22 protein-coding genes are annotated in these 21,805 nt (G+C 55.6%); 19 read left to right on the plus strand and 3 right to left on the minus strand.

Going from position 1 to position 21,805, the window contains the following annotated elements; genetic code table 11:
* Nucleotide 1: 1 nt before the first annotated feature.
* From KQX66_RS05780 to KQX66_RS05850, 15 genes are all read left to right on the plus strand, one after another.
* Complete coding sequence (locus tag KQX66_RS05780; RefSeq protein ID WP_216790825.1) at nt 2-1,207, plus strand: VWA domain-containing protein; 1,206 nt, start codon at nt 2-4, stop codon at nt 1,205-1,207.
* Between the two features lie 688 nt (nt 1,208-1,895).
* Entirely contained in the window at nt 1,896-3,245 is a 1,350-nt protein-coding gene (locus KQX66_RS05785; RefSeq protein ID WP_216790828.1) for a sugar ABC transporter substrate-binding protein, read from the plus strand.
* A 177-nt stretch (nt 3,246-3,422) separates the two neighbouring features.
* Nucleotides 3,423-4,304, plus strand: a complete 882-nt coding sequence (locus KQX66_RS05790; protein ID WP_253956969.1) for a carbohydrate ABC transporter permease — start codon at nt 3,423-3,425, stop codon at nt 4,302-4,304.
* A gap of 19 nt (nt 4,305-4,323) precedes the next feature.
* The gene (locus KQX66_RS05795) at nt 4,324-5,211 is read left to right on the plus strand and encodes a carbohydrate ABC transporter permease (protein WP_253956952.1); all 888 of its coding nucleotides are present in this window, start codon (nt 4,324-4,326) and stop codon (nt 5,209-5,211) included.
* A gap of 95 nt (nt 5,212-5,306) precedes the next feature.
* A complete protein-coding gene (locus KQX66_RS05800; protein WP_216790833.1) occupies nt 5,307-7,118 on the plus strand; it encodes a cache domain-containing sensor histidine kinase in 1,812 nt (603 codons plus the stop codon).
* Nucleotides 7,115-8,299, plus strand: coding sequence for a response regulator (locus KQX66_RS05805; RefSeq protein ID WP_216790837.1), 1,185 nt, complete (start codon nt 7,115-7,117; stop codon nt 8,297-8,299). The genes KQX66_RS05800 and KQX66_RS05805 overlap by 4 nt, the downstream gene beginning before the upstream one ends.
* A 106-nt stretch (nt 8,300-8,405) precedes the next feature.
* On the plus strand, nt 8,406-10,373 hold the full coding sequence (locus KQX66_RS05810) for a dihydroorotate dehydrogenase (RefSeq protein ID WP_216790840.1): 1,968 nt from the start codon (nt 8,406-8,408) through the stop codon (nt 10,371-10,373).
* Nucleotides 10,374-11,326: 953 nt separating this feature from the next.
* A complete protein-coding gene (locus KQX66_RS05815) occupies nt 11,327-12,766 on the plus strand; it encodes an RtcB family protein (RefSeq protein WP_216791091.1) in 1,440 nt (479 codons plus the stop codon).
* Nucleotides 12,767-12,810: 44 nt separating this feature from the next.
* Nucleotides 12,811-14,130: an AAA family ATPase gene (locus KQX66_RS05820; RefSeq protein ID WP_216790843.1), complete on the plus strand. Its 1,320-nt coding sequence runs from the start codon at nt 12,811-12,813 to the stop codon at nt 14,128-14,130.
* 77 nt (nt 14,131-14,207) lie between these two features.
* The gene (locus tag KQX66_RS05825; RefSeq protein ID WP_216790845.1) at nt 14,208-14,855 is read left to right on the plus strand and encodes a pyridoxamine 5'-phosphate oxidase family protein; all 648 of its coding nucleotides are present in this window, start codon (nt 14,208-14,210) and stop codon (nt 14,853-14,855) included.
* A gap of 29 nt (nt 14,856-14,884) precedes the next feature.
* Nucleotides 14,885-15,472 (plus strand): pentapeptide repeat-containing protein, encoded by a 588-nt coding sequence (locus tag KQX66_RS05830; protein WP_216790847.1) that lies wholly within the window; start codon nt 14,885-14,887, stop codon nt 15,470-15,472.
* 126 nt (nt 15,473-15,598) lie between these two features.
* Complete coding sequence (locus KQX66_RS05835; RefSeq protein WP_216790849.1) at nt 15,599-15,898, plus strand: hypothetical protein; 300 nt, start codon at nt 15,599-15,601, stop codon at nt 15,896-15,898.
* Nucleotides 15,899-15,912: 14 nt separating this feature from the next.
* Nucleotides 15,913-16,239 carry a hypothetical protein gene (locus tag KQX66_RS05840; protein ID WP_216790851.1) on the plus strand — a complete coding sequence of 109 codons (327 nt, stop codon included), beginning with the start codon at nt 15,913-15,915 and terminating at the stop codon, nt 16,237-16,239.
* Nucleotides 16,240-16,310: 71 nt separating this feature from the next.
* Nucleotides 16,311-16,523, plus strand: coding sequence for a helix-turn-helix domain-containing protein (locus KQX66_RS38195; protein WP_368858146.1), 213 nt, complete (start codon nt 16,311-16,313; stop codon nt 16,521-16,523).
* 151 nt (nt 16,524-16,674) lie between these two features.
* Nucleotides 16,675-16,902, plus strand: coding sequence for a hypothetical protein (locus KQX66_RS05850; protein ID WP_216790855.1), 228 nt, complete (start codon nt 16,675-16,677; stop codon nt 16,900-16,902).
* 58 nt (nt 16,903-16,960) lie between these two features.
* Here the strand turns inward: KQX66_RS05850 and KQX66_RS05855 are convergent, their stop codons facing one another.
* Nucleotides 16,961-17,188, minus strand: a complete 228-nt coding sequence (locus KQX66_RS05855; RefSeq protein WP_216790857.1) for a helix-turn-helix domain-containing protein — start codon at nt 17,186-17,188, stop codon at nt 16,961-16,963.
* A 228-nt stretch (nt 17,189-17,416) separates the two neighbouring features.
* On the opposite strand from KQX66_RS05855, the gene KQX66_RS05860 reads away from it, so the two are divergent.
* The 4 genes from KQX66_RS05860 (at nt 17,417) to KQX66_RS05875 (ending at nt 19,556) form a co-directional block, all read left to right on the plus strand.
* Complete coding sequence (locus KQX66_RS05860; protein WP_216790859.1) at nt 17,417-17,773, plus strand: hypothetical protein; 357 nt, start codon at nt 17,417-17,419, stop codon at nt 17,771-17,773.
* A 119-nt stretch (nt 17,774-17,892) separates the two neighbouring features.
* Complete coding sequence (locus KQX66_RS05865) at nt 17,893-18,165, plus strand: type II toxin-antitoxin system Phd/YefM family antitoxin (protein ID WP_216790861.1); 273 nt, start codon at nt 17,893-17,895, stop codon at nt 18,163-18,165.
* Complete coding sequence (locus KQX66_RS05870) at nt 18,149-18,463, plus strand: type II toxin-antitoxin system RelE/ParE family toxin (protein WP_216790864.1); 315 nt, start codon at nt 18,149-18,151, stop codon at nt 18,461-18,463. The genes KQX66_RS05865 and KQX66_RS05870 overlap by 17 nt, the downstream gene beginning before the upstream one ends.
* A 175-nt stretch (nt 18,464-18,638) precedes the next feature.
* Nucleotides 18,639-19,556, plus strand: a complete 918-nt coding sequence (locus tag KQX66_RS05875) for a PadR family transcriptional regulator (protein WP_216790866.1) — start codon at nt 18,639-18,641, stop codon at nt 19,554-19,556.
* Nucleotides 19,557-19,682: 126 nt separating this feature from the next.
* Here KQX66_RS05875 and KQX66_RS37275 read toward each other — a convergent pair whose 3' ends face one another.
* Together KQX66_RS37275 and KQX66_RS05885 are read right to left on the minus strand one after the other, a co-directional pair.
* Entirely contained in the window at nt 19,683-21,062 is a 1,380-nt protein-coding gene (locus KQX66_RS37275) for a sensor histidine kinase (protein ID WP_253956953.1), read from the minus strand.
* Nucleotides 21,059-21,733 carry a response regulator transcription factor gene (locus KQX66_RS05885; RefSeq protein ID WP_216790868.1) on the minus strand — a complete coding sequence of 225 codons (675 nt, stop codon included), beginning with the start codon at nt 21,731-21,733 and terminating at the stop codon, nt 21,059-21,061. The genes KQX66_RS37275 and KQX66_RS05885 overlap by 4 nt, the downstream gene beginning before the upstream one ends.
* Nucleotides 21,734-21,805: the final 72 nt, after the last annotated feature.

A 21,805-nucleotide genomic window follows, 5' to 3' on the forward strand; every position in this document is an offset into this window, starting at 1 on the left:
CATGACGGATCAAAATAAAGCGTTGCAACGATGGAGACTGATTCTCGGAGACGCGTCCGAAGAAAAGCTCGCAGAGTACTCGCAAGGAGACGGCTTGCTTGATGACGAGACGAAAATTTTGGACGAAGCGCTGGCGGCCATCTACGACGGCACCGGGGGGACAGGACTGGAAGCCGATGCCTCCCCGGGGTCGCGCTCTGCGGGGCGGGGTCCCTCTTCGCCCAAGGTGGCGAAGTGGCTCGCCGATATCCGAACCTTTTTCCCTTCGGACATCGTCTCGGTCATTCAAGCCGACGCGATCGAGCGCAAAGGGCTGACGCAGCTGCTCTTCGAGCCGGAAACGCTGGCGCAGGTGAAGCCGGATATCCGCATGGTCGCGACGCTCATGGCGCTGCGCGGCAAAATTCCCGAGAAGACGAAGGACACGGCCCGGCAGCTCGTCAAAGCCGTGGTGGAGGAAATCGCCAAGAAGCTGGAACACGATATCCGTCAGGCCGTCACCGGCGCTTTGAACCGCAGGAAGCATTCGCCGCTTCCGTCCTTGTCCGGGATGGATTGGAAAAAGACCATCCGTGCCAATCTGAAGCACTACGATACGGAAACGAAACGGCTGATCCCGGAGCGGTTCTATTTCTTCGACCGCGCGCGCCGAAGCAAAGAATGGACGGTTATTTTGGATATCGACCAGAGCGGATCGATGGCCGACTCCGTCATTTACGCTTCCGTGGTCGGCTCGATCTTCGCCAGCTTGCCGGCGCTCGACACCCGTGTCGTCGTGTTCGATACGGAGGTCGTCGATTTGACGGAGCAGTGTGCGGATGATCCCGTCGATATGCTGTTCGGCATTCAGCTCGGAGGCGGGACGGACATCAACAAGTCGGTCGCCTATTGCGAGCAATTCATCACCGAGCCGAAGAAGACGCTGTTTATTTTGATCTCCGACCTGTACGAGGGCGGAAACCGCTCCGCGTTGATCCGCCGGATGGGGGAAATGCGGGCGGCAGGTGTGCAAGCGCTTTGCTTGCTGGCCCTTTCGGACGGCGGCGTTCCGTCGTATGACGAGCAGGTCGCCAAGACGCTTGCGCAGCTCGGCATCCCGTGCTTCGGCTGCACGCCGGATCTGCTCCCCGAGCTGATCGAAGGCGCGCTGCAAGGACGGAATTTGCAGGAGCTCGCCGCGAGGGCGGGGAAGGATGCCAAGAAGTAGATTGTACGACAGTTGAGGGTAGCGGTCGGGCAGAGGATGTTCTCGCCCGGCCGCTTTTTCATTTTTCGCCGGGGGATTCTTGCAGTTGCAGCAGCGAAGTTTGGCATTCCGCGGAAAGGCGGAGCCAAAGGGCTAGGTAACAACGTTCGTTTTCGGCGGCGGGCGGTATAACTAAAGGAACTCTGATGCGCTAATTCGAGGTTTTGGCACGCTATCGGCACATAGAGGAAGCAGGATGCTTTATCCTTGTCGAAAAACTTTCGTTGCTGCGAATTTCGGCTCGATAGCTACACTACAGTTCCGCTAATTATCGCAGATCGGCTAAATTGAATAGCTTAGAGGAACGAATGTTCCTCTATTTTAGGAATGGCGCTCCGTTTCACCTGCGTCTCTGCATGGGGTCCGACCACCCGCCTTACAGCGCTGCACCGAGTACCGAATCCCAAAACATATTTCGCTTACCGCCCGCATCCCACCTCTGTCTCACCCATATCCCGCCTACCTGCATCCAGTCCCCGTCACTCGTAACCCGCAGTCGCCCGCGTCCTACCACATCTTTGCTTCTCCCGCCTCGGCCCCGCCCCCCGACCACCTGAAAAAATCAAACCTCATTCCTGAAGTTCATGCATTGTTCGATCGGAGCGTATCCGCCATAATGAGCTTATTAAACCAGAGGGGGAAACGAACGATGGCAAAAGCGATGAAGTGGGCGCAGGTCGCCTTGGCCGGGTCGCTGGCCGTAAGTCTGGCCGCATGCGGAACGGATGCGAATAAACCGGCGGCAGGCAGCGGCGGCACGGCGTCAAGCGGAGAGGCGGCGAAGGAGAAGGACAAGCCGGGTGCGGTGACGATCACCTTCCAGAACATTTATCCGGACCCGACCGCGCCGAATCATAAAATTATGAAGAAAATCATCGCCGATTACACCGCAGCGCATCCGAATATTAAGATCGAGCTGGATTCCCTCAATACCGACCAGCAAAAGCTGAAGCTCAAAACGCAAGCCGCAGCCAAGGAAGTGCCGGACATCACGATTGTGAACCCCGCCGCCCAGATGAAGCCGTTCGTCGATGCGGGCCTGCTCGCGCCGCTGAACGATATGCTCGACCAGAACGGGCTGAAGGATACGTTCCAAAAAGGCATCCTCGACTACTATTCGTTCAACAATAACGTGTATGCGCTTCCGGACGGCAACAATATTGCGGTCGTCTTCTATAACAAAGAGCTGTTCAGCCAGGCGGGCGTCGAAGTGCCGAAGACGTTCGAAGAAATGATCGAAGTCGTCAAGAAGCTGAAAGCCAAAGGCATTACGCCGGTCGCCATCGGGGAAAAGGACAGCTGGACCGGGTCGTTCCTGTTCATGAACATGCTGCTTCGCACGAATAACGGTCCCGGCTTCCTGAAGGACGTGCTGGACAAAAAGAAGACGTTCGGCGACCCGGCATTTACCGATGCGGCAAGCAAATTCCAGGACCTGGTCCAGGCAGGCGCGTTCCAGGAAGGAGCGACCTCGTTTGACTACAATGCGGGGGAGAACCTGTTCAAGACGGGCAAAAGCGCGATGTATATCATGGGAACCTGGGCCACCGGCGCGATCGACGATTCGTCGGTCAAAGGCAAAATCGGCGTCTTCAAGTTCCCGACCGTGGGGGGCAAGGGTAACCCGGATCAGTACATGATCGCTCCCGGCAGCGCCTTCGCCGTATCGGCAACGAGCAAGCATCTGAAGGAAACGAAGGAATTCCTCAATTATTTCATGATCAACTTCCCGAAGGTATCCTTCGAGATGAAGAACGCCGTCGGGATTGGGCAGAAGGTGGAAGGCGACTTCAAGGCGGCCGGCTATTCGCAGCTTGCCATGGATATCCTTGAGCTGTTCAAAAACATACAGGGTGGTGATCTTGCCTTCGATAATACGATGAACCCGGGAACGGCGCAGGCGCATCTGACCAGCATCCAGAATTTGTTCGTCCAGAAAAAAGATCCGAAGGATGTCGCCAAGGAGCATCAGACCGCCTTCGAAACGAACAACAAGTAACGACGGTACGACCACCAGATTCGGAATGCAAGGGGATTGCCGCAGCGCGCGCCGGAGAGGCGCGCGTTCCCTTGCCCAAACGTAAAAACGAAACCAAAAAGTTCCGCTTCGATCATCTCATGCTCCACTCTACCAGTCACATTTCGCCAAAGGAGGTGCCCTTGAGCCGTGCATGCCATGAAGGTTTCCCCGCGGACGATCGCCGTCTTCGTACTTCCCTGCCTGCTGCTCTATATCGGTCTGGTGTTCGTGCCGATCCTTGTGTCGTTCTACAGCGCCATGCTGGATTGGAACGGCATCGGCGAAGCGCGGTTTATCGGGCTGGACAATTTCAAGGAGCTGTTTACGAAGGATGCGGTGTTTTGGCCGTCCGTAGGCCGGACGCTGATGTTCGCTTTATTTTCCATGGCCGAGATTCCGATCGCGCTGTTCGTCGCCATCCTGATCAGCCGTTATGTGCGCAAGCCTAATTTTCTCGTCTCCAGCTATTTTCTACCGGTCATTTTATCCGTTGTCGTCGTAGGGCAGCTATGGAAAACGGTTTACAACCCCGCTTCGCTCGGAGGTATGCTGAACCAGCTGCTGATGATGGTCGGCTTGGATTCGTGGACGAAGCCGTGGCTGACCGATCCGAATACGGCGATGATCGCGCTGTATTTCGTCGCGCTGTGGCAGTATCTCGGCTACCATGTGCTGATCCAGTTCACGGGCATCCAGAACATTCCGTCCGAAATCTACGAAGCGGCGCGGATCGACGGAGCGGAGGGCTTTACGGCGGACCGCTACATTACGTTCCCGATGGTTATCCCGATTTTTAAAATTTCGCTGGTCCTCGCCATCATCGGCTCGCTGCAAGCGTTCGACATGATCATGGTCATGACCGGAGGCGGTCCGGCCCATGCGACGGACGTGACGTCCACCCACATGTACAACATGTCATTCCTGTCGATGCGGTACGGGTATGGCAGCGCAATGGCGGTATTTCTGGTCATCGAATGTCTGGCCGCCACGCTGCTGCTGAATGCGGTATTCCGGCGGATCGAGAGCAAGCTATCTTAAGGACAGGAGGGACGCTCCGATGTCGATAAATTCATCCCCGAATGCGGCTGTGCAGCGGACTTCCGTACGCCTGCGGAGCAGGACGTTCAAATGGAAAAAGGCGGCGGTGCTGCCGTTCCTGTCCGTCCTGTTCGTCACGCAATTGTATCCGCTCGTCTGGCTGGTGCTGTATTCGTTCAAAACGAACGAAGAAATATTGGACGGCAGCTTCTTTTCCTTGCCTCGCGAGCTGCGGTGGCAGAACTACAAGGATGCCTACGAGGGAGGGCATTACCTGCAATATTTGTTCAACAGCCTGCTCGTTACCTCGGTGACGGTGGCATTGGTCATCGTGCTAAGCTCCATGGTCGCTTATGCGATCACGCGGTTTCGCTGGCGCTACGGCACGTTGGTCATGACGGTGTTTCTGATCGGCATCATGATTCCGCTTCAAGCGACGCTGCTGCCGCTCATGATCATTTTCAAAAACATCGGCATTCTCAATACGCATTTGGCTTTAATCTTGCCCTACATTACGTTCTCGACTCCGATTGCGGTGTTCGTTTTGAGCGGGTTCATGAAATCGATCCCGTATGAAATCGAAGAATCCGCTATCATGGACGGGGCTAGCGTGTATCGGACGTTCCGCAGCATCATTATGCCGGTCTCGGTCCCGCCGATCATGACGGTGTGCATCCTAACCTTTATCTCGATCTGGAACGAGTACATTTTGGCGGCGACGTTCATTTCGTCGGAGAAGCTTAAGACGCTGCCGTTCGGGGTCAACAGCTTCATCGGCCAATATTCGGTCAATTACGGCGCAATCGGGGCGCTGCTTGTGCTTGGGGCGCTGCCGGTGATCATCATTTATTTTGCGCTGTCGGAACGGATTACGAAAGGCATGGTGGCCGGGGCGGTGAAGGGGTAGAAAGCGAACGCAGGCGGAGGATAGACCCCATATTCGCCCTCCAATCTCGCGTGATATGATAGGAACAGTAAGGATACGGAAAGGGGAGTTTCCGATTGAAGCGAGGTCTTCATTCCATTCATACCCGTCTGTTTCTGCTGTTCCTGTTTTGCATGCTCGGGCTGCTGCTTATCGTCAGCGCGCTGTATTACAAGCGGACAACGGATCAACTGCACCAGAAGATCGGGGAGATCGCGCAAAAAAATTTTTCGCAAACGATGGACTTGTTCGACCTGCTGCTCAAAGGGTACGACAGCCTGACCAAATCGCTGAACGGCAACCCGGATTTGCAGCGGCTGCTGCAGGCGCCGCCGACGCAGGATTCCGCGCTGCGCATGATCAACGAACGGACGATCACGAATCTGATCGGGGCGATCTATTACTCGCGGGAAGATACGATCGGCATTCATGTCGTGGCGAATTCGGGTGCGATCTACAGCTACGGCAACTCGATGAGCGTCATTGACCCCGGCTTCGCAAACTCCTCGTGGTACCGCAGCATACGCGAATCGTCCGGTGAAATGGTATGGCTTGGCGTCAAGGAGCATTCGATCATCGATCAGGCAGAGAAAAGGCCGGTGTTCGCCTTCGGGCGGCCGCTCTACGATCTGCACGAGCACCGGCCGATCGGTATCGTGCTCATCGAGACGGACCCGAAGCCGATTTTGTCGGGGCTTGCGAACCTGAGCTTGAGCCCGCGGAGCGAGGTCTATATCCTGTCGAAGGCGAAGCAGGTGATGGCCGTGTCCGTACAGACGCCGAAGGAGCTTTCCGTCGCGGACTATTGGAGCGATGCGCTCGGCGACGGCGAGGTCCGGGTCGATCCGCAGGCGGGGCGTCTGATCGTCGCCTCCAAGCCGTCCATGGCGGATTGGCAGGTCGTCAGCTCGACGCCGGATGCCGATCTGAACGTGGAGCAGGATCAGATGAAGCGCTTTTTGCTGCTGGTCATCTCCGTGCTCGTCGTCGTCTCGACGGCGCTGGCAACGTTCGTATCGCGGACGATTTCGTCTCCGCTCAAGCGGCTCATTCAGCAGATGAGGCAGGTGGAGCGCGGCAATTTCCGCGGCCTGCTGCACGTCAAATCGTATGAAGAAATCAACATTCTGGTAGCGTCCTTCAACCAAATGGTCAACCGGATGGACGAATTGATCGAAAGAGTCAAAGCGGTGTCCATCAGCGAAAAAAATGCCCAGCTGCTGGCGCTGCAATCGCAGGTGAACCCGCATTTTCTGTATAACACGCTCGATATGATTTATTGGATGCTCGACGAAAAAGGGAACGAACGGCTCGGCAAAGTTGTGTTATCGCTTTCACATATGTTTCGCTACAGCAGCCATTGGGAAGGCTCCTCCGAGGTTCGGCTGCGCGACGAGCTGGAGCAGATCCGGGACTATCTGACGATCATCGAAGCGCGGCTCGAAGGGAGAGTCTCCGTCGAAATGGACGTCGATCCCGCGTGGGAGCACATCAGGCTGCCGAAGATGACGCTGCAGCCGGTAATCGAGAATGCGGTCAAGCACGGGCTTGAGCGGCTGGACCGCCCCGGCGTGCTGCGCGTATACGCGAAGGCGGACGACCGTCAGCTTCGGTTGTATGTGGAAGATAACGGAGGCGGCATGGAGCCGCACGTGCTCGAACGGCTGCGGCGTTCGCTCGGAACGAATGCCGTGCCGGCGGGAGAAGAGGCTGCGGCGGTGGAGGCCGGGGAAGCGCGGCGCGGCGGGATCGGTCTGCAGAACGTGCACCGTCGGCTGGGGCTGATGTTCGGAGAAGCGTACGGGCTGCAAATCGATAGCTCGCCGGGGACCGGAACGACGGTGACGATCTCGATGCCGCTGCCCGGGGAAGGGGGAACGGAAGCATGAAGCTGCTCATTGTGGATGACGAAAAGGTGATTCGGGAAGGGGTCAAACGCACGGTGCGGGGCGCGTTTCCGGACGCGGAGGTGCATTTGGCCGCCTCGCCTGAGGAAGCGGTAGAAACGCTCGCCTCCCGCCGGATCGACGTCGTGCTGACGGATATTTTGATGCCGGGAATGACCGGACTGGAATTGATGCGCCTTACCCGGCGCAGGCACCCGCAGGTGAAATGGGTCGTCATCTCCGCGCACTCGGAATTTGCGTATGCGCAGGAAGCGGTCCGGCTCGGAGCCCGGGATTACCTGCTGAAGCCGATCGGCAAAGAACGGCTGGTCGAGCTGATTCATACGCTGCGGGAAGAACTGCGCCAAGAGCATGCCGTTTCGGCGGAAAGCCAGCTTTTGAAGCAAAACCTGAAATATTTGCGCGAGGCCGTATTCCAGCGTTGGGCGGCGGGACTCGATATCGGCCGCTTCGACATGTCGGCTCTCGAACGGAGCTACTCCGAATTTCATCTGGTCCTGGTTGCGCTGGGCAGTCCGGGAAAAGCGCATCTGGAGCATTTTATCGTCGACAACGTGCTTTCCGAGCTAATCGAGATGCGGGGCGACGGATTCGCCGCCAGTCTCGACAGCCATCATCTGCTCGGGCTTGCGGCGCTGCGTCCGGGCACGGTGATCGAAGCGTTCCATGAGGAGCTTCATACCCATTTGAAGCGCTATGTGAAGGTGCCGTTCCAGATCGTTCACAGCGGACCGGTGACGGATATCCGGTCGGTGCCGGAACAGGTCAGGCGGCTGCGGTCCCGGACGGTGGCGCCGGCGGCTGCATCCGAGCGCGAGCCCTGCGGAGACAGCCCCGTCGAGGTGGCGCTGCAGTATATCCGCATGCATTTCCACAGCGACCTGTCCTTGGAGAAGGTAGCGTCCGTCGTGTATTTGAATCCGGTCTATTTCAGCCAGCTCTTCAAGCAAAAGACCGGACAGGGGTATAAGGAATATGTGATCCACCTGCGGATGGAACGGGCCAAAGAGCTGCTGCGGGACCCGCAGCTTAGGCTCGCCGACGTGGCTGAGCGGATCGGCTACCAGGACATGCGGCATTTTACGCAGGTGTTTCGCAAAAAATTCATGCAGACGCCGACCGAGTTCCGGCAGCGTTTGTCGGCGGGAGAGGGGCGCGGCTGACAGCAATTAAGCCCAATGTTTGACGATCAAGTCCCGCTATGGACAAAACAACCCCGGCGCATGATACAATGGCAGCATATGGATGACGGAGTACGGGAGTGAGAGCATGCCGGATTGGTCGTATCAGACGTTGTTTCGCCCGCTGTTGTTTGGGCTCCCCGCCGAGACGGCGAGGGATTTCACGCTGGGAGCCATGGGCCTGCTTAGCAGATTGCCCGGGGGGACGCTGGTCATCAAGACGCTCGGGCATATGGAGTCGCATCCGATTCTGGAAAGCGAAGCGTGCGGGGGGCTGCGCCTGAAATATCCCGTCGGTCTCAGCGGCGGACTGGACGTTCACGGCACGGCGCATCGGGCGCTGGCTCAATTCGGGTTCGGCTTTATCGAGATCGGCCCGGTGACGGTCCGGAAAGTAACGGATGACCGCCCGATTCGGAGAGAGGTGTCCGGCGAAGCGCTGCTCTATCCGAACGTCGGCGCAAACGAAGGGCTGGAAAAGCTCGTCCGGCGCATGCAGCGCAAGCAGGGGCACCGGCTGCCGCTGATGTTCCGGCTGCGGCCGATGCCGGGCGTCTCGCCGGAACAGGCGCAGGCGGAGCTGCGGCTGATGATGGAGCGGCTCGCCCCTTGGGCCGCCGCGTTCTACATCGACAGCGTCGATACAGGCTGGCCGCTGGAAGCGACGGCCGCGTATCTGAACGCGGTCCGGGCAGCGTCCCGGGAGGCGGCCCCGGGGAAGCCGCTGTTGCTGTACGTGGCGCCGGATGATCCGGCGGAACGGCTGCAAGCGCTGCTTGACGCGGCGGCATGGGAGGGCGTCGTCGTGGGCGATGCCGTGCGGACGCCCGAGGGCTCCGTCATCGGGCGGGAGGCCCTTGCGCCGGGCGTGGAACGGGTGAGGCAGCTTCGGCAGCTTGCCGGGCCGGAGCTGACGATTATTTTGGCCGGGGGCATTCACGAGCCTCGGGACGCGCTGCTGGCGGTCGAAGCGGGGGCAAATTGCGTGCAGCTTCACAGCGGGCTCATCTACTCGGGGCCGGGGCTGCCGAAGCGGATCAACGAGGCGCTGATCTACGAGAAGGTGCGGGAAGCGGAAAGTCCGTCGGAAGCGTCCTTTTGGCGGGATTGGGGCTGGATGTGTCTGCTCGGCATCGGCATGGTTATCGGCGGCATTTTGGCCTGGATGATCGCGGCGACGACGGTCATGCTGCCGTACGATGTGCTGTATCTCGGCATGGATCAGACGAGGCTCGGACAGGCGAACCGCTGGCTGCTCGGCTTTATGTCGCACGACCGGGTAACGCTGGCGGGAACGATGATCTCCATCGGCATCTTATATTACCAATTGGCCCGGCACGGGCTGAGAAAAGGGCTGCATTGGACGAAAACGGCCTTGATGACCTCCGGCCTGGTCGGCTTTAGCAGCTTTTTCCTGTACCTCGGGTACGGGTATTTCGACCCGCTGCATGCGCTGGCGGCGGCGGTGCTGCTGCCGATGTTCATTCTGTCCATGCGGGCGCGGACGGACCGCCCTTCGTACGATCCGCCGAATGTGGCGAACGATCGAATCTGGCGGCGCGCCCAATGGGGCCAGCTTCTGTTCGTCACGCTCGGCTTCGCGCTTGCCGTCGGCGGCATCGTGATCGCAGGCGTCGGAATCACCTTCGTCTTCGTCCCGACGGACCTTGCTTATTTATGCGCTTCGGCGGAGATGCTCGCGGACATCAACGAGCGCTTGATTCCGCTGATCGCGCACGACCGGGCGGGCTTCGGCGGCGCTCTGTTCTCGAACGCCCTCGCGGTGCTGATCATCGCTTTGTGGGGCATCGGCCAAGGCCAGCGCTGGGTCTGGTGGACGCTGCTGCTGGGCGGCTTTCCCGGCTTTCTGGCGGGCCTCAGCGTGCATTTTCAAATCGGCTACACCGATTTCGTACATCTACTTCCCGCCTATTTCGCTTTCCTGCTGTATGTCGGCGGCTTGATTTTACTGTACCCGTATCTCATGCGGCGGCCCGTGCGAAGCGGGCTTCATGGCGGCAGGTCAAGTCAGGCGCTGCCTGTATCCGATAGATAATCGGTGGGAGCAGCTGCCGCCCGTATACGATGGATGATCGGGGGAGAACAAGCTACTGCCCGTATACGATCTATGATCGGAGGAGAACAAGCTACTGCCCGTATACGATCCGTACTGGGGACGCGCTTTTGCAACGGTTATCCGTTGCAGGAGCGCTTTTTTCTGCGTTGGCACAAGATGCGTGCTACTCTAGCGGCTCGCCGCAATAGAGGAACGTGGATGCCTTATTTGGCGGAATTTGCTGGAGCCAGCAGCATAAAGGAACTGCGATGCGTTATATCCGCCAAAACAAGCAGCGGTGATAAAATTCGACACGAATAGCGAATGTGAGTTCCTTTAAATTGTAGGGGGCGGCTCTCCCGACCTTCTTAACGCATCAGCGTTCCTCTATCGCTGAGACGAATGGGAGAGGCGGGTTTTAATCCACTTTCACCATAGGTTGAAGAGCGGGTAACGGGAGCAAACAGCTCCAAACAGCCGCAAAAGCTCCCTCATGTTACCGTAAACACCCCTGTCCCATCTGCCAGTGCAATAGAAAAAATAAATATAACTAATAAATAGTTTTTATTTAACGGTTGACAAAGTTTCCCTCCCGCGTTTATGATAACCGTATCTTGAATGGAGAAAGGAGGCCGATCCACATGATCCGCCATGGTGTTTTGTTGTCCGACCGTTTGAGCGACAATCGCATACCGGAATTCGTTCCATCGGCCTCTACGGGCCCGACGTAAGCGAGAGCAACCCCCGGCACGTTCGTTCCATGTACGTTCCGCTAGGGTCTTTCGTTTGCATCGATACAAACGGCATGAAGAGCGGCGCAGTGAGCTGCGAGCTGCTCCATGCCATCGTACGCATAGACGCGTGACATGACGACCGTAGGCTTATGGCTTACGGTCTTTTTGCATTCATTTTTACGGCAATCCGAGAAACAGGAAGGAAGTTTGACGGCATTTATGTTTACTTACAACGATCAACCAAACGAAAAATACTACCGCAAGGTGCAAATGCCGGCGGGCGATCTGCACGTTTTCGCTGGAGACGGGCTGTTCGAAGCGCTGGATTACAAAGTGTTCGACATGGCCAATAACAATCTGCAAATTCCGAACCGGCTCTACATGAGCTATACGCCGGACGTGCATGTGGGCGTCGGCACGTGCATCGGCACGACGGCGGTGTGGGAAGCCGAGAACGGCTACGTCTCCCCGTCGATTGTCGGCAGCGATATCGGCTGCGGGATGCGCGTTCACCTGACGAACCTGCACCGGGACGATCTGCAGGAGGTGAAGCTGCGGCGCAAGCTGGTCAAGACGATCGAAAAGCTGCTTCCGGCCGAAGAGCATGCCCGCGGGCACTTCTCGGACATCCGGCTGGAGCACGTGCTGCGCAAAGGGCTGCACGGCCTCCCCAAAAAGTACATCCCGGACGGCTACACGCCGAAAAAAGCCACGTCGCTCACGCATGTGGAGCACAGCAAGTTTGCTTTTGACGAGTCGCACTTGGATCGCCTGCCCGAGATGTACTGGCACCGGTCCCACCGGCAGCTTGGGACGCTCGGGAGCGGGAACCATTTTGCCGAAATCCAGGCGATTGAGATTCACGAGGACAACCGCGCCATTGCCGAAAAATGGGGACTGCGCGACGGTCAGATCATCGTCATGATCCACTCCGGCTCGAGGGCTTGGGGCGGTGCAGTCAGCCAGTACGGCGGCTCGGAAATCGGCAAATGGATGCGCCGCACAGGGACGGGGACGGCCGATCCGCGGCTGATTTTTGCCCCGCTGGACAGCGAGGCGGCCGAGGCTTACATCCATCTGATGTATTCCGCGCTGAATTATGCCGTCACAAACCGGCACCTGATCGCTTACGCCATCCGGGAAGCGTTCCGGGACGTCTGCGGCTCGAAGTTCGAAATGACGACGCTGTACGATCTGATGCACAACTACGCTTGGGAAGAAACGCATGGCGGCACGCCTTTATTCGTGCACCGCAAAGGGGCGACGCGGGCGCTGCCGGCGCAGCATCCGGACAATCCGGAGCCGTATATGGCAACCGGCCACCCGGCCTTGATCCCCGGGTCCATGGGCACCTCGTCGTATTTGATGGTCGGTCAGCCCGGCGGGGAGCGCAACTATTACTCGATCTGCCACGGCGCCGGCCGGATTCGCTCGCGCAGCGCGACGAAGCGGCTTGTGACCGTCGATCAGTTCGAATCGTCGCTGCGCGTCGGAACGGCGGACGAAATCGTCGTCAACCAGCGCATGCTGGAGTCGATCATCGACGAATCGCCGCAGGCGTACAAGGACGTCGATCAGATCATCGACAGCGTGGTCGGAGCCGGGCTAGCATCCGTCGTCGCCAAATGCAAACCGCTGGCGAGCATCAAGGGCGTTTAATATCGAATTAATCTAAAAATATGAAACGAGGAAATAGTTCTACTATGAGTTCTGTTATTAAAATAAATGAAAAAGCAAATCATCCGCAGCCGATCATTACCGCTTCCGGCGACGGCATACCAGGTCTCGATATCGTCGAATACGGCGATTACGCCTTCGTCATTCAGTCGATCCAAGCCCGATTGGAGGGGCAGTACCGGGCCCGTTTTCAGCTATATGTTCAAGAAGATTACGGGCAAGATCTTTGGGATCAATTGGAGCGCGACATCCAGGCGGACAATCCCGAGGTCGAGCGGCTTTGCGCCGTCTTCGATACGGTGGAGGCTCGCACGTTCACGTTCGGAGACGCGATGGAAGGGGAAGGCCCGCGCATGTTCCCGTCGCTGCGCAACAACGTGTTTGTTTACCCCCGATTCCGGGTGGCCATGGCGCGGGTACCGATGTTCCGGCAGCATGGCATTTCCTGCGAGGATTTCATATGGGCCGAATCCGACGCGGGCCTGGCCGAATTCTTGAAGGACATGTCCCGTCGACAGCGGCAGTACGACCGGGAGCAGGTGACCGTATTCAAGGATACCCGCGACGGGCTGGATCGCGAACGCGAATCGTTGACGCGCGGCGTAAAGCGTGACGAAGTGGTGATGAACGAAGGCGTGAAAACGGAAATTTATCGTTCCATCGACGAGTTTTTCGCGCAGGACCGGCACTTTTTCCAAACGTACGGCCTCCCCTACAAACGGGGCATTCTGCTGTACGGCAAGCCGGGCAACGGCAAAACGACTCTAGTCAAATCGATCGCGGGCAGTGTGGACGCGCCGGTCGCTTATTGGCACATTACCGAGTACACAACCAGCGACTCGATCCAGGAGGTGTTCGAAGCGGCTGTCCGCATGGCCCCGATGGTGCTCGTGATCGAAGATATCGATTCCATGCCGGAGTCGGCGCGGTCTTATTTTCTGAACACGCTTGACGGGGCGACCTCGAAGGAAGGCATTTTCCTGATCGGGACGACGAACTATCCGGAGAAAATCGACCCGGCGCTGATGAACCGTGCGGGCCGTTTCGACCGGGCCTACGAAATCAAGCTGCCGGATGAAGAGCAGCGCCGCAGCTATTTGCTGTTGAAGCGGCTGCACGAGCTTCTCGACGACGAAGCGGTCGCGGTGGCGGCGAGAGCGACGGAAGGATTCACCTTCGCGCAGCTCGGCGAGCTGTATGTGTCGGCGGCGCTGCGTAAGCATTACGAGCATACCGTCGATGTGGAGCAGCTTGTGCGCGAGATGAATACGGAGCTTGGCAAAGGCCGCACCCAGCTGTGGCATTCCGATCAAAAATCGTCCCGGGTCGGTTTTACGACCGGCTGAGTATCATGGAAGGTTCGCCCCCGCTTGCCGGAACGTGTTACAATGAGCTTACATTTCTGGAAACGAGGGTGATCGGTATGGAGCATGTATTTCGGGAGCGAATCACAACGGAAGAGCAGTTGGAAGCCTTGCTTCCGGTCTTGGGAGGAGCGCCGAGCCAACTGGTGAGGGACAAAGTCATCCACGCGCTTGATGCTCACGGCAAAGCGTTTATTGCCAAGGCGCCGTTTGTCGCTGTCGCGACGGGCGACGCCGAGGGACATTGCGACGTCTCGCCGCGCGGCGATGCTCCGGGGTTCGTGCATGTGCTGGACGACCGGCATTTGTTCATCCCGGAGCGCCCCGGGAACCGCCGGATGGACACCATTCATAACATTATCGCCAATCCGCATATCGGCCTGATTTTCATCATCCCCGGCTTGGAAGAAACGTTCCGCGTGAACGGCAAAGCCGTTGTCACCCGCGACCCGGAGCTGCTCAAGCTGACCGCCGTGAACGGACGCGAGCCGCTGATCGGCATCGGCGTCGAGGTGGAGGAGTGCTACATGCACTGTGCCAAAGCGTTCAAGCGGTCCGGGCTGTGGAAGCCGGACTCCTGGCTGCCGGAGGGCGACCGCCCGTCCCCTGCGCAGATTATCGCCGCTCATGTGAAGGGCAAAATAGAGCTTACGGCGGATCAAGTCGATCAAATGCTGCAGGAGAGCTACACGAAGCGGTTGTATTAATTTAGCGGTTCGAGGACAAAGGTGAGAAAATGAATATTCAAGTGCTTTCAAGCCAAACGATTGAGCTTGAGCGAAATCGGGTAAGTATTTTGGGGCCGAACCTGGAGATGCACGATTGCACCGTAATTTCGGAGGCTGATGGCAAAGGCCTGACTTTTGTCGGACTGAGGATGCACGGAGGGATTTTCCATCAGAAGCGAGCTTTGAAGGACTTTTACTTTCAGGGCGCACATTTCTCGCGTGTCAGGTTTATGGGCAATTATTTGGGCTGCGATTTTGGTGACTGGGATGACATAAACCGATCATCCGTATCCGAGTGTGATTTTTCATCTGCTCGAATGCACGAGTGCCGTTTGTTAAATTGTGACATGAAGAGGATTCGTATTCCCAAATGGCCATGCTTTTGCTTATCTAATCCGGCGGAAGCACGGGATTTTATGAACTCACAATCATGGCCGAAAAAGATCGGCCTGATTTTGGATATTTATACGGATGAGGATCGGGAATGTGTCGCTACGTTTGGTGATGCCAGTGTGCTGGCCAAGGAAAGCGGCTTGCCTTTGAGTGAAGTACGGTCGCTATTAATGGTAATACCGGGAATTCATATTATTGACTGATTTTTAGCCGTTTTCTGAGATAACCCTTGCATAGGTGAAAGATATGCAGTTTTTAATTTAGAGGTTGGAGTGAACAAAAAGGCTGCCGGGAGAGCGGCCTTTTTGTGTGATAGGGGTGAGGGATTCGTGAAATCGTTTGGCAAAGACACGAAAAAGATTACGGTAAACGGTTGTTTGTTTCATTGTGTGATTAACCCATTTCCCCGTAATGAAGATGTCGGCTTTAGAGTGTATTCTTCGAAAACTTCCTTTTTCGAAGTTCGCTTTTCGTGGAAAGGCAATTGGTATATCAACCTGCATCGGCCGCATACGTGCGCCAGCTTGATTCAATATGCCATTGAGCAGGGATGGGACTTTGCCCAAGAGAAGCAAACGATGAAAATCGAACAAGGTGATTTTCTTATCGATGAATTAGGGTTTAGGTGAGTGGGGGTGAACAGGTGACGTTAAGAAACAAAGGGTCCCGGAAAATCGTTGTAGGAAACGAACCATATCGGTGGATTATCTCCGCAGCTTCAAAAGGACATATTGCCTTAATTGCGGAACACGGGCAGGAAAAAGGGCGGGAGCTTCATGTCCATATTGAATCAGATATAAATGATTATTGGGCGCGGTTTCCATATGTGGACGGCTTGAACTTGAAAATTGTAACGCCGAAGGAAGTCGCGACGATGATTTCTCAGGCCATCGAACAAGGATGGAATCCTAAAGAGAACGGACCGCCGATGGTCTTCGATTGGAGTGGAGAAGTGTTGGCTGGAAGGTAAAACACGAACTCCCATTTTAATGCTATAATTTTAGTAGTGTTCATTCTTGATGGAAGGAGACCCGGGTTTCAGTGGCATACTCCCGAGGGAGATGCTTGCTCCCGGACTGGCTGGACAAATTGGGATTATCCCAAGCTGAATATTCTCGCCGTTCCGGTCGATCCAAACGAGTTATTTCGCATTTTTGCAACGATACACGCGTTATGCTGCCGGAGGATTTGTATACCGCATCCAAGTTGTTGGGTTGCAAAATGGAAGATCTTTATGAATGGATTGAACATTGAGCAGGCTGCGGAAAATTCCGCACTCCCGCGCATAAAATGAGAACAAAATGTTCTCATTTTGGGGGTATGCTACTTTGGTTGGGGAAGTATCGTAAAAGTACCGCACCAGCTTATCAATTGGCTTGGCAGGCCTTAATCATGGGAGGATGCTATGGTCGATGAACTAAATCGGTTACTCGAAGATTTACACGATCTTCAAACTTACTGGAGTACCGAGTCAAAAATGCGGGAAGATGAAAGTGGAAAGATGTCCGCAGACGGAATGAGTCATGGCTTTAAGTATGCAGCAATAGCTTTACATACGGTACTTCGGAAATATGTTGCTTTTGAGTTGAATGAAAGCGAGCGGGCTGATGACGACGGAAATTTCCCATGCTAGACCAGAAGAAGTATAAGCTGTTGATCGCATGTTTGTATGAGAAAGAGTCCCAGCCCACTTAATCCGCAGGCAGGGACTCTTTTCTTTGGTCTTCATGCTCGAATATCTCACCGACACTAACATCTAAATATGAGCAGAGCTTGTCTAATGTCTCAAGGTCAATTCTTTTTGCGCGCCCATGATAAAGTTCGGTCACCGTATTACGGGCAAGGCCCGTACCATCCACTACGTCGGATATCTTCAGACGTTTACGCCCCATGATTTCGCTTAACTTATTGATGATCAAACCTTTCTCCCTCCCTTTGTCTTCATGATATCAAAGTTAACGAAAATGATCAAAAAGTTGACTGTTATAATTGACTTAATGATAATTTTGTTATGCATTATAACCACAAGTTGATCAAAATGGCTAGTATGTAATGTATTTAATCCGACAAATGTAGCTTAGCCCCGAAGGAGGAAACGATGAGTAAAGCACTGAGAAAACTGCTGAAAGATTTTCAGGACCATCCATATGGTTTGGGAAGCGGAGAGGAAGGAGGACGAAAATGAAAAAATGTATGCCAGCGGGGTGAGTGACGGCTTTAAGCACGCGGCGGTAGCTTTACATTCGATACTTCGCAAGGATACGGAACAACAGAAAATCATCATCAAGGCTTGCGTTGAAATTTATGAAGAGCATCGACGGCTCCAGGCCGCTCGAAGGATGTGCGAGGCTCTAGACGAGACTGATCAAGCGAGAAAATATTTTCATGAGGCAATGGGGCTGGACAAAGCCGCTCATATTTTAATGCAGGCTGCGGGGATCGGATTGATGGATATCGTTAACGCCAATGCCGATGATCATACGACAAGGGTTGTTTTCGAGTGAGTCTTTATCCGGTAAGTTGTCAGTCGGAGAGCGCACTACGCACTAAAACGGGATGACTTGGATACAATAATAATGATACAATATAGTCAGATTAATGATATGGGAAAGGGCGTGAAACGATGCATATAAAGCCGTCTACGAGCATTCGTCAGGATTACAACGGGTTTTCGAAATTTTGCCATGAGATTGATGAACCCGTTGTGCTGACACGCAATGGAGAAGCCGATTTGGTGGTTATGAGCCATGAAGCTTTCCGCCGTATGGAGGCCCGTATCAAATTGCAGACCAAGCTTCTGGTTGCCGAGAAGCAAGTTGCCGAAGGTGCTGAACTGCCGGATCATGATCAAGTGATGGCAAACCTGCGGAGGAAAGTGAATGCCTCCAAAGAGTAGAGTGAGATATACACCGGCAGCGGTAGATGATCTGGATGAAATTTTTTCGTATATAACCCAAGATAACTGGCAAAACGCTGAAAAGATGCTGGAGAAGTTGAGCCGTGAAATCGGGGGCCTTGCTGATTTTCCCCATATGGGGTCTGTATTGTCAGAGGATGACTATACGTTAATACAGCGAGGGTATCGTTTTATTGTCGTTTCGCCATATTTGGTTTTCTACAGAATCATAAATAACGAAGTCATCATCCACCGGATTCTGCATGGCCGAAGAGACTATTTGCGAGAACTTTTTTAAGGAAACGGATTGTCGTAAACAACAAACGAATACAGATATGTTGCAAAGCCCTCGAAATGAAGGGCTTTTTGTTTTGCTTGATACCGGAGTGGCAGATTCATTCCACATCGAATGTTGAAATATTGATTATCATATGTTACTGTTAACATATGATACTGATCAAGGAGCAACTGCCATGTCCATTACGCACGCGATTTTGGGGATTTTAAGCTGGAAATCTGTCACGGGCTATGATTTGAAAAAAATCATTCAGGAATCCCCCTTCATGTACTGGTCGGCCAACAACAATCAGATTTACAAATCGCTGGTGCAGCTGCTGGACGAAGGCTTCGCGACCTGCGAAGTTCAGCATCAGGAAAGCTCGCCCTCAAAGAAGATTTATACGATCACGGAAGAAGGGTTGGCCGAGCTGAAGAATTGGGTGATTTCCACGCCCGAACCACCGGATTTGAAGAAATCGTTTCTGATTCAGCTTGCTTGGGCCGATCAGCTAAACACTGACGAATTGAACGCCCTGCTCACAAAATATGAAGAGGAAGTCCGGACGCAGATTTTATTGCAGCAGGAACAAAAGCTCAGAGGCCCGTTTTCTCCCGGGAGAACCGACAGGGAGATCTGCTTATGGGATATGATCTACGACAATTTAATCGATTTCTACAAGCGCGAATGGGAATGGATTCAAAAGCTGCGCAGCGAATTGCGTATTCCCATAGAGAAGGAGGAAAATCAAATGAACGTTCAAATTATCGAAAGAGGCACGAAAAAATACGTGGAATACACTTCTGCCGAAACGCCGCTGAGCACAAGACAAGATGCGTTGGATCTTATTGCAAGATGTTTTGAACATGACACCAATCTGTTAGTGCTTCACGCGGAGGCGCTGTCCGACGATTTCTTCAATCTTAAAACGGGCTTGGCAGGAGAAATGCTGCAAAAATTCATAAACTATCGCGTAAAGGCAGCCCTTATCATCACGAACGAACAGGTTGTGAAGGGGAGATTTAAAGAGCTGCTGGCCGAAGCCAACAAAGGAAATGATTTCAGGGTATTCGGCAGCGCCGGGGAAGCGGAAGCGTGGCTTTTAAGCTTTTGACGTCGCCGCACGAAACATGGTACGTTCCTACCCGTTATGGGGATACGTTTGTGATAGCGAGCGGCGAAAAGACAGCTCCGCCCCTGCTGTTTTTCAGACAAATCATCTCTTTTTTCGACACCGGCTCTAGGAGAGTGGCAGCGAGACGGTGAAGGCTGTCCCTTTCTCCGGTTCGCTGTGCACGGTTATCGTGCCTTGATGCATATCGACGATCTTTTTGACGATGGATAATCCGAGTCCGCTGCCTCCGCTCGAGCGGCTGCGCGATTTGTCGGCTTTGAAAAACCGGTCGAAGACGAAAGGAAGATCCTCCTCGGCGATGCCGCAGCCGTTGTCCCGGACGGTAACTACGGCGCGGTCTTCCAACTGCTGCAGCCGGATAGCAATCACGCCGCCTTCCGGGGCAAATTTGATACCGTTGCTCAGCAAGTTGAGCCACACCTGGCTCAAGGTGTCTTCGTCGGCTGTTACGGTGACGTGGTCCAATTCGACGTCCATCTCCAGATGTTTCGCGACCCACTGCGGCTCGCAGGCAAGAACGATCTTCCGCAGCTGATTGTCCAGCCGGTAGCGCTTCGGTTCGAACGGATGATGGTCGGATTCGAGCGACGTCAGCTTGAGCAAGTTGTCGCTCAGCTTGGATAGCCGCCTGCTTTCCGTCTCGATAATCCCCAGTATTTCTATTCGCTCTTCCTTGCTGACGTTATCGTTCTGAAGCTCGCGCGAGAAACCGCTGATCGACGTCAGCGGCGACTGGATTTCGTGGGAGACGTTGGCAATAAACTCCTGCCGCATTCGCTCCATCTGACCGAGCTCGCCGGCCATCCGGTTAATACCGGACGCCAGCGGCTCGTACGGGCCGATCCGTTTCGGGTCCGCGTCCAGCTTGATATTGAAATCCCCTTTAGCCATCCGGTTCAGGGTACCGACCATAAGGTGGAAAAATTCCCGGCGCGACGTCTGGCCGAGGCGGATGAAGGCGAGCAAAGCCGCCATCTGCAGCAGACCGCCGACGAGCAGCGCGAAGAGCTGCCAGCCGTAGTGACGGAGCGGCGACGGCGTCTCCGTGCGGATAAACAAAGCCGCCTCCCGGCCGTTCGCCGCAAACAGCTGCCCCGTCGTCGCTTCGCCGGGACCGAGCAGGCTCGACCGTTCGAAAGAACGAAGCGTACCGCCGTTGAATACGTTCGACGCAGCCTCCCGGCCAATCTCCCCGGAGAACGGCTCAGCCTGCTCGCCGTAGGCGATATGCCTTCCGTCCGCCTCCACCAGCACGACGCGCGCTGGAAGAAGCAGGGCGAGCTGGCGCAGCAAATCGTCTGCCCGGGCCGGGTCCTTCGCCATAAGCGCTATGGTCGCCGCGCCGCTATCGAGCATGCGTTCCCAGCTATGCCGCTTGGCATAGCTGCTCTCCAGCCCCGAAGCGACCGCGAAGCCGATGCTCCAGAAAAATACGATGGAGAGCGCGAATGCGGCGACCCGCCACGCTTTCGGCCAGAGCATCATGGCAGCACCTCCAGCCGGTAGCCGAGCCCGCGGAGCGTACGGATGCGGAATCCGCAGCGCTCCGGGGGAAAACGATCCCGCAGCCGGTTCACATGCACGTCGACCGTCCGTTCGTTGCCTTCGAAATTGCAGCCCCAGATGAGCTCGATGAGCTGCTCCCGCGAGAACGTCTGTCCCGGATAGCTCGCCAGCCGGAACAGCAGCTCGAACTCCTTGAGCGGCAAGGTCTGCCCGATGCCGTCCTCTGTCACTTCATACGCTTTTTGGTTCAGCTGCACCCGTCCGACCTGCACGATCTGGGAAGCGGCGATCCGGTACCGCTTGAGCAGCGCCTTCACTCGGGCGACGAGCTCGCGGGACTCAAACGGCTTGACGAGATAGTCGTCGGTTCCGAGCTCGAAGCCCTTCACTTTTTGCTCCGTATCCCCCAGAGCGGTAAGCATGAGCAGGGGAAGGTCGTAATGCTCCCGCAGCTCGCGGCACAGCTCCCAGCCGTCCATCCCCGGCATCATGATGTCCAGAATGACCAGGTCCGCTTTTGCCGCTTCGAGCGTTCGCATCGCTTTGGCGCCGTCGGCGGCTTCGAGCACCTCGAAGCCTTCGCCCCGCATGATCATCTTGACCAGCCTGCGGATATGGGGATCGTCGTCCACGACGAGAATTTTAGCCATGGGAACCGCAGCCTCCTTTTCGAATCTTGCCTCTATTATACAGCAGACGCGGCGACATGCTGCACGGTTCAA

It is taken from the genome of Paenibacillus oleatilyticus (genome assembly GCF_018998565.1).
GTDB lineage: Bacteria > Bacillota > Bacilli > Paenibacillales > NBRC-103111 > Paenibacillus_G > Paenibacillus_G oleatilyticus.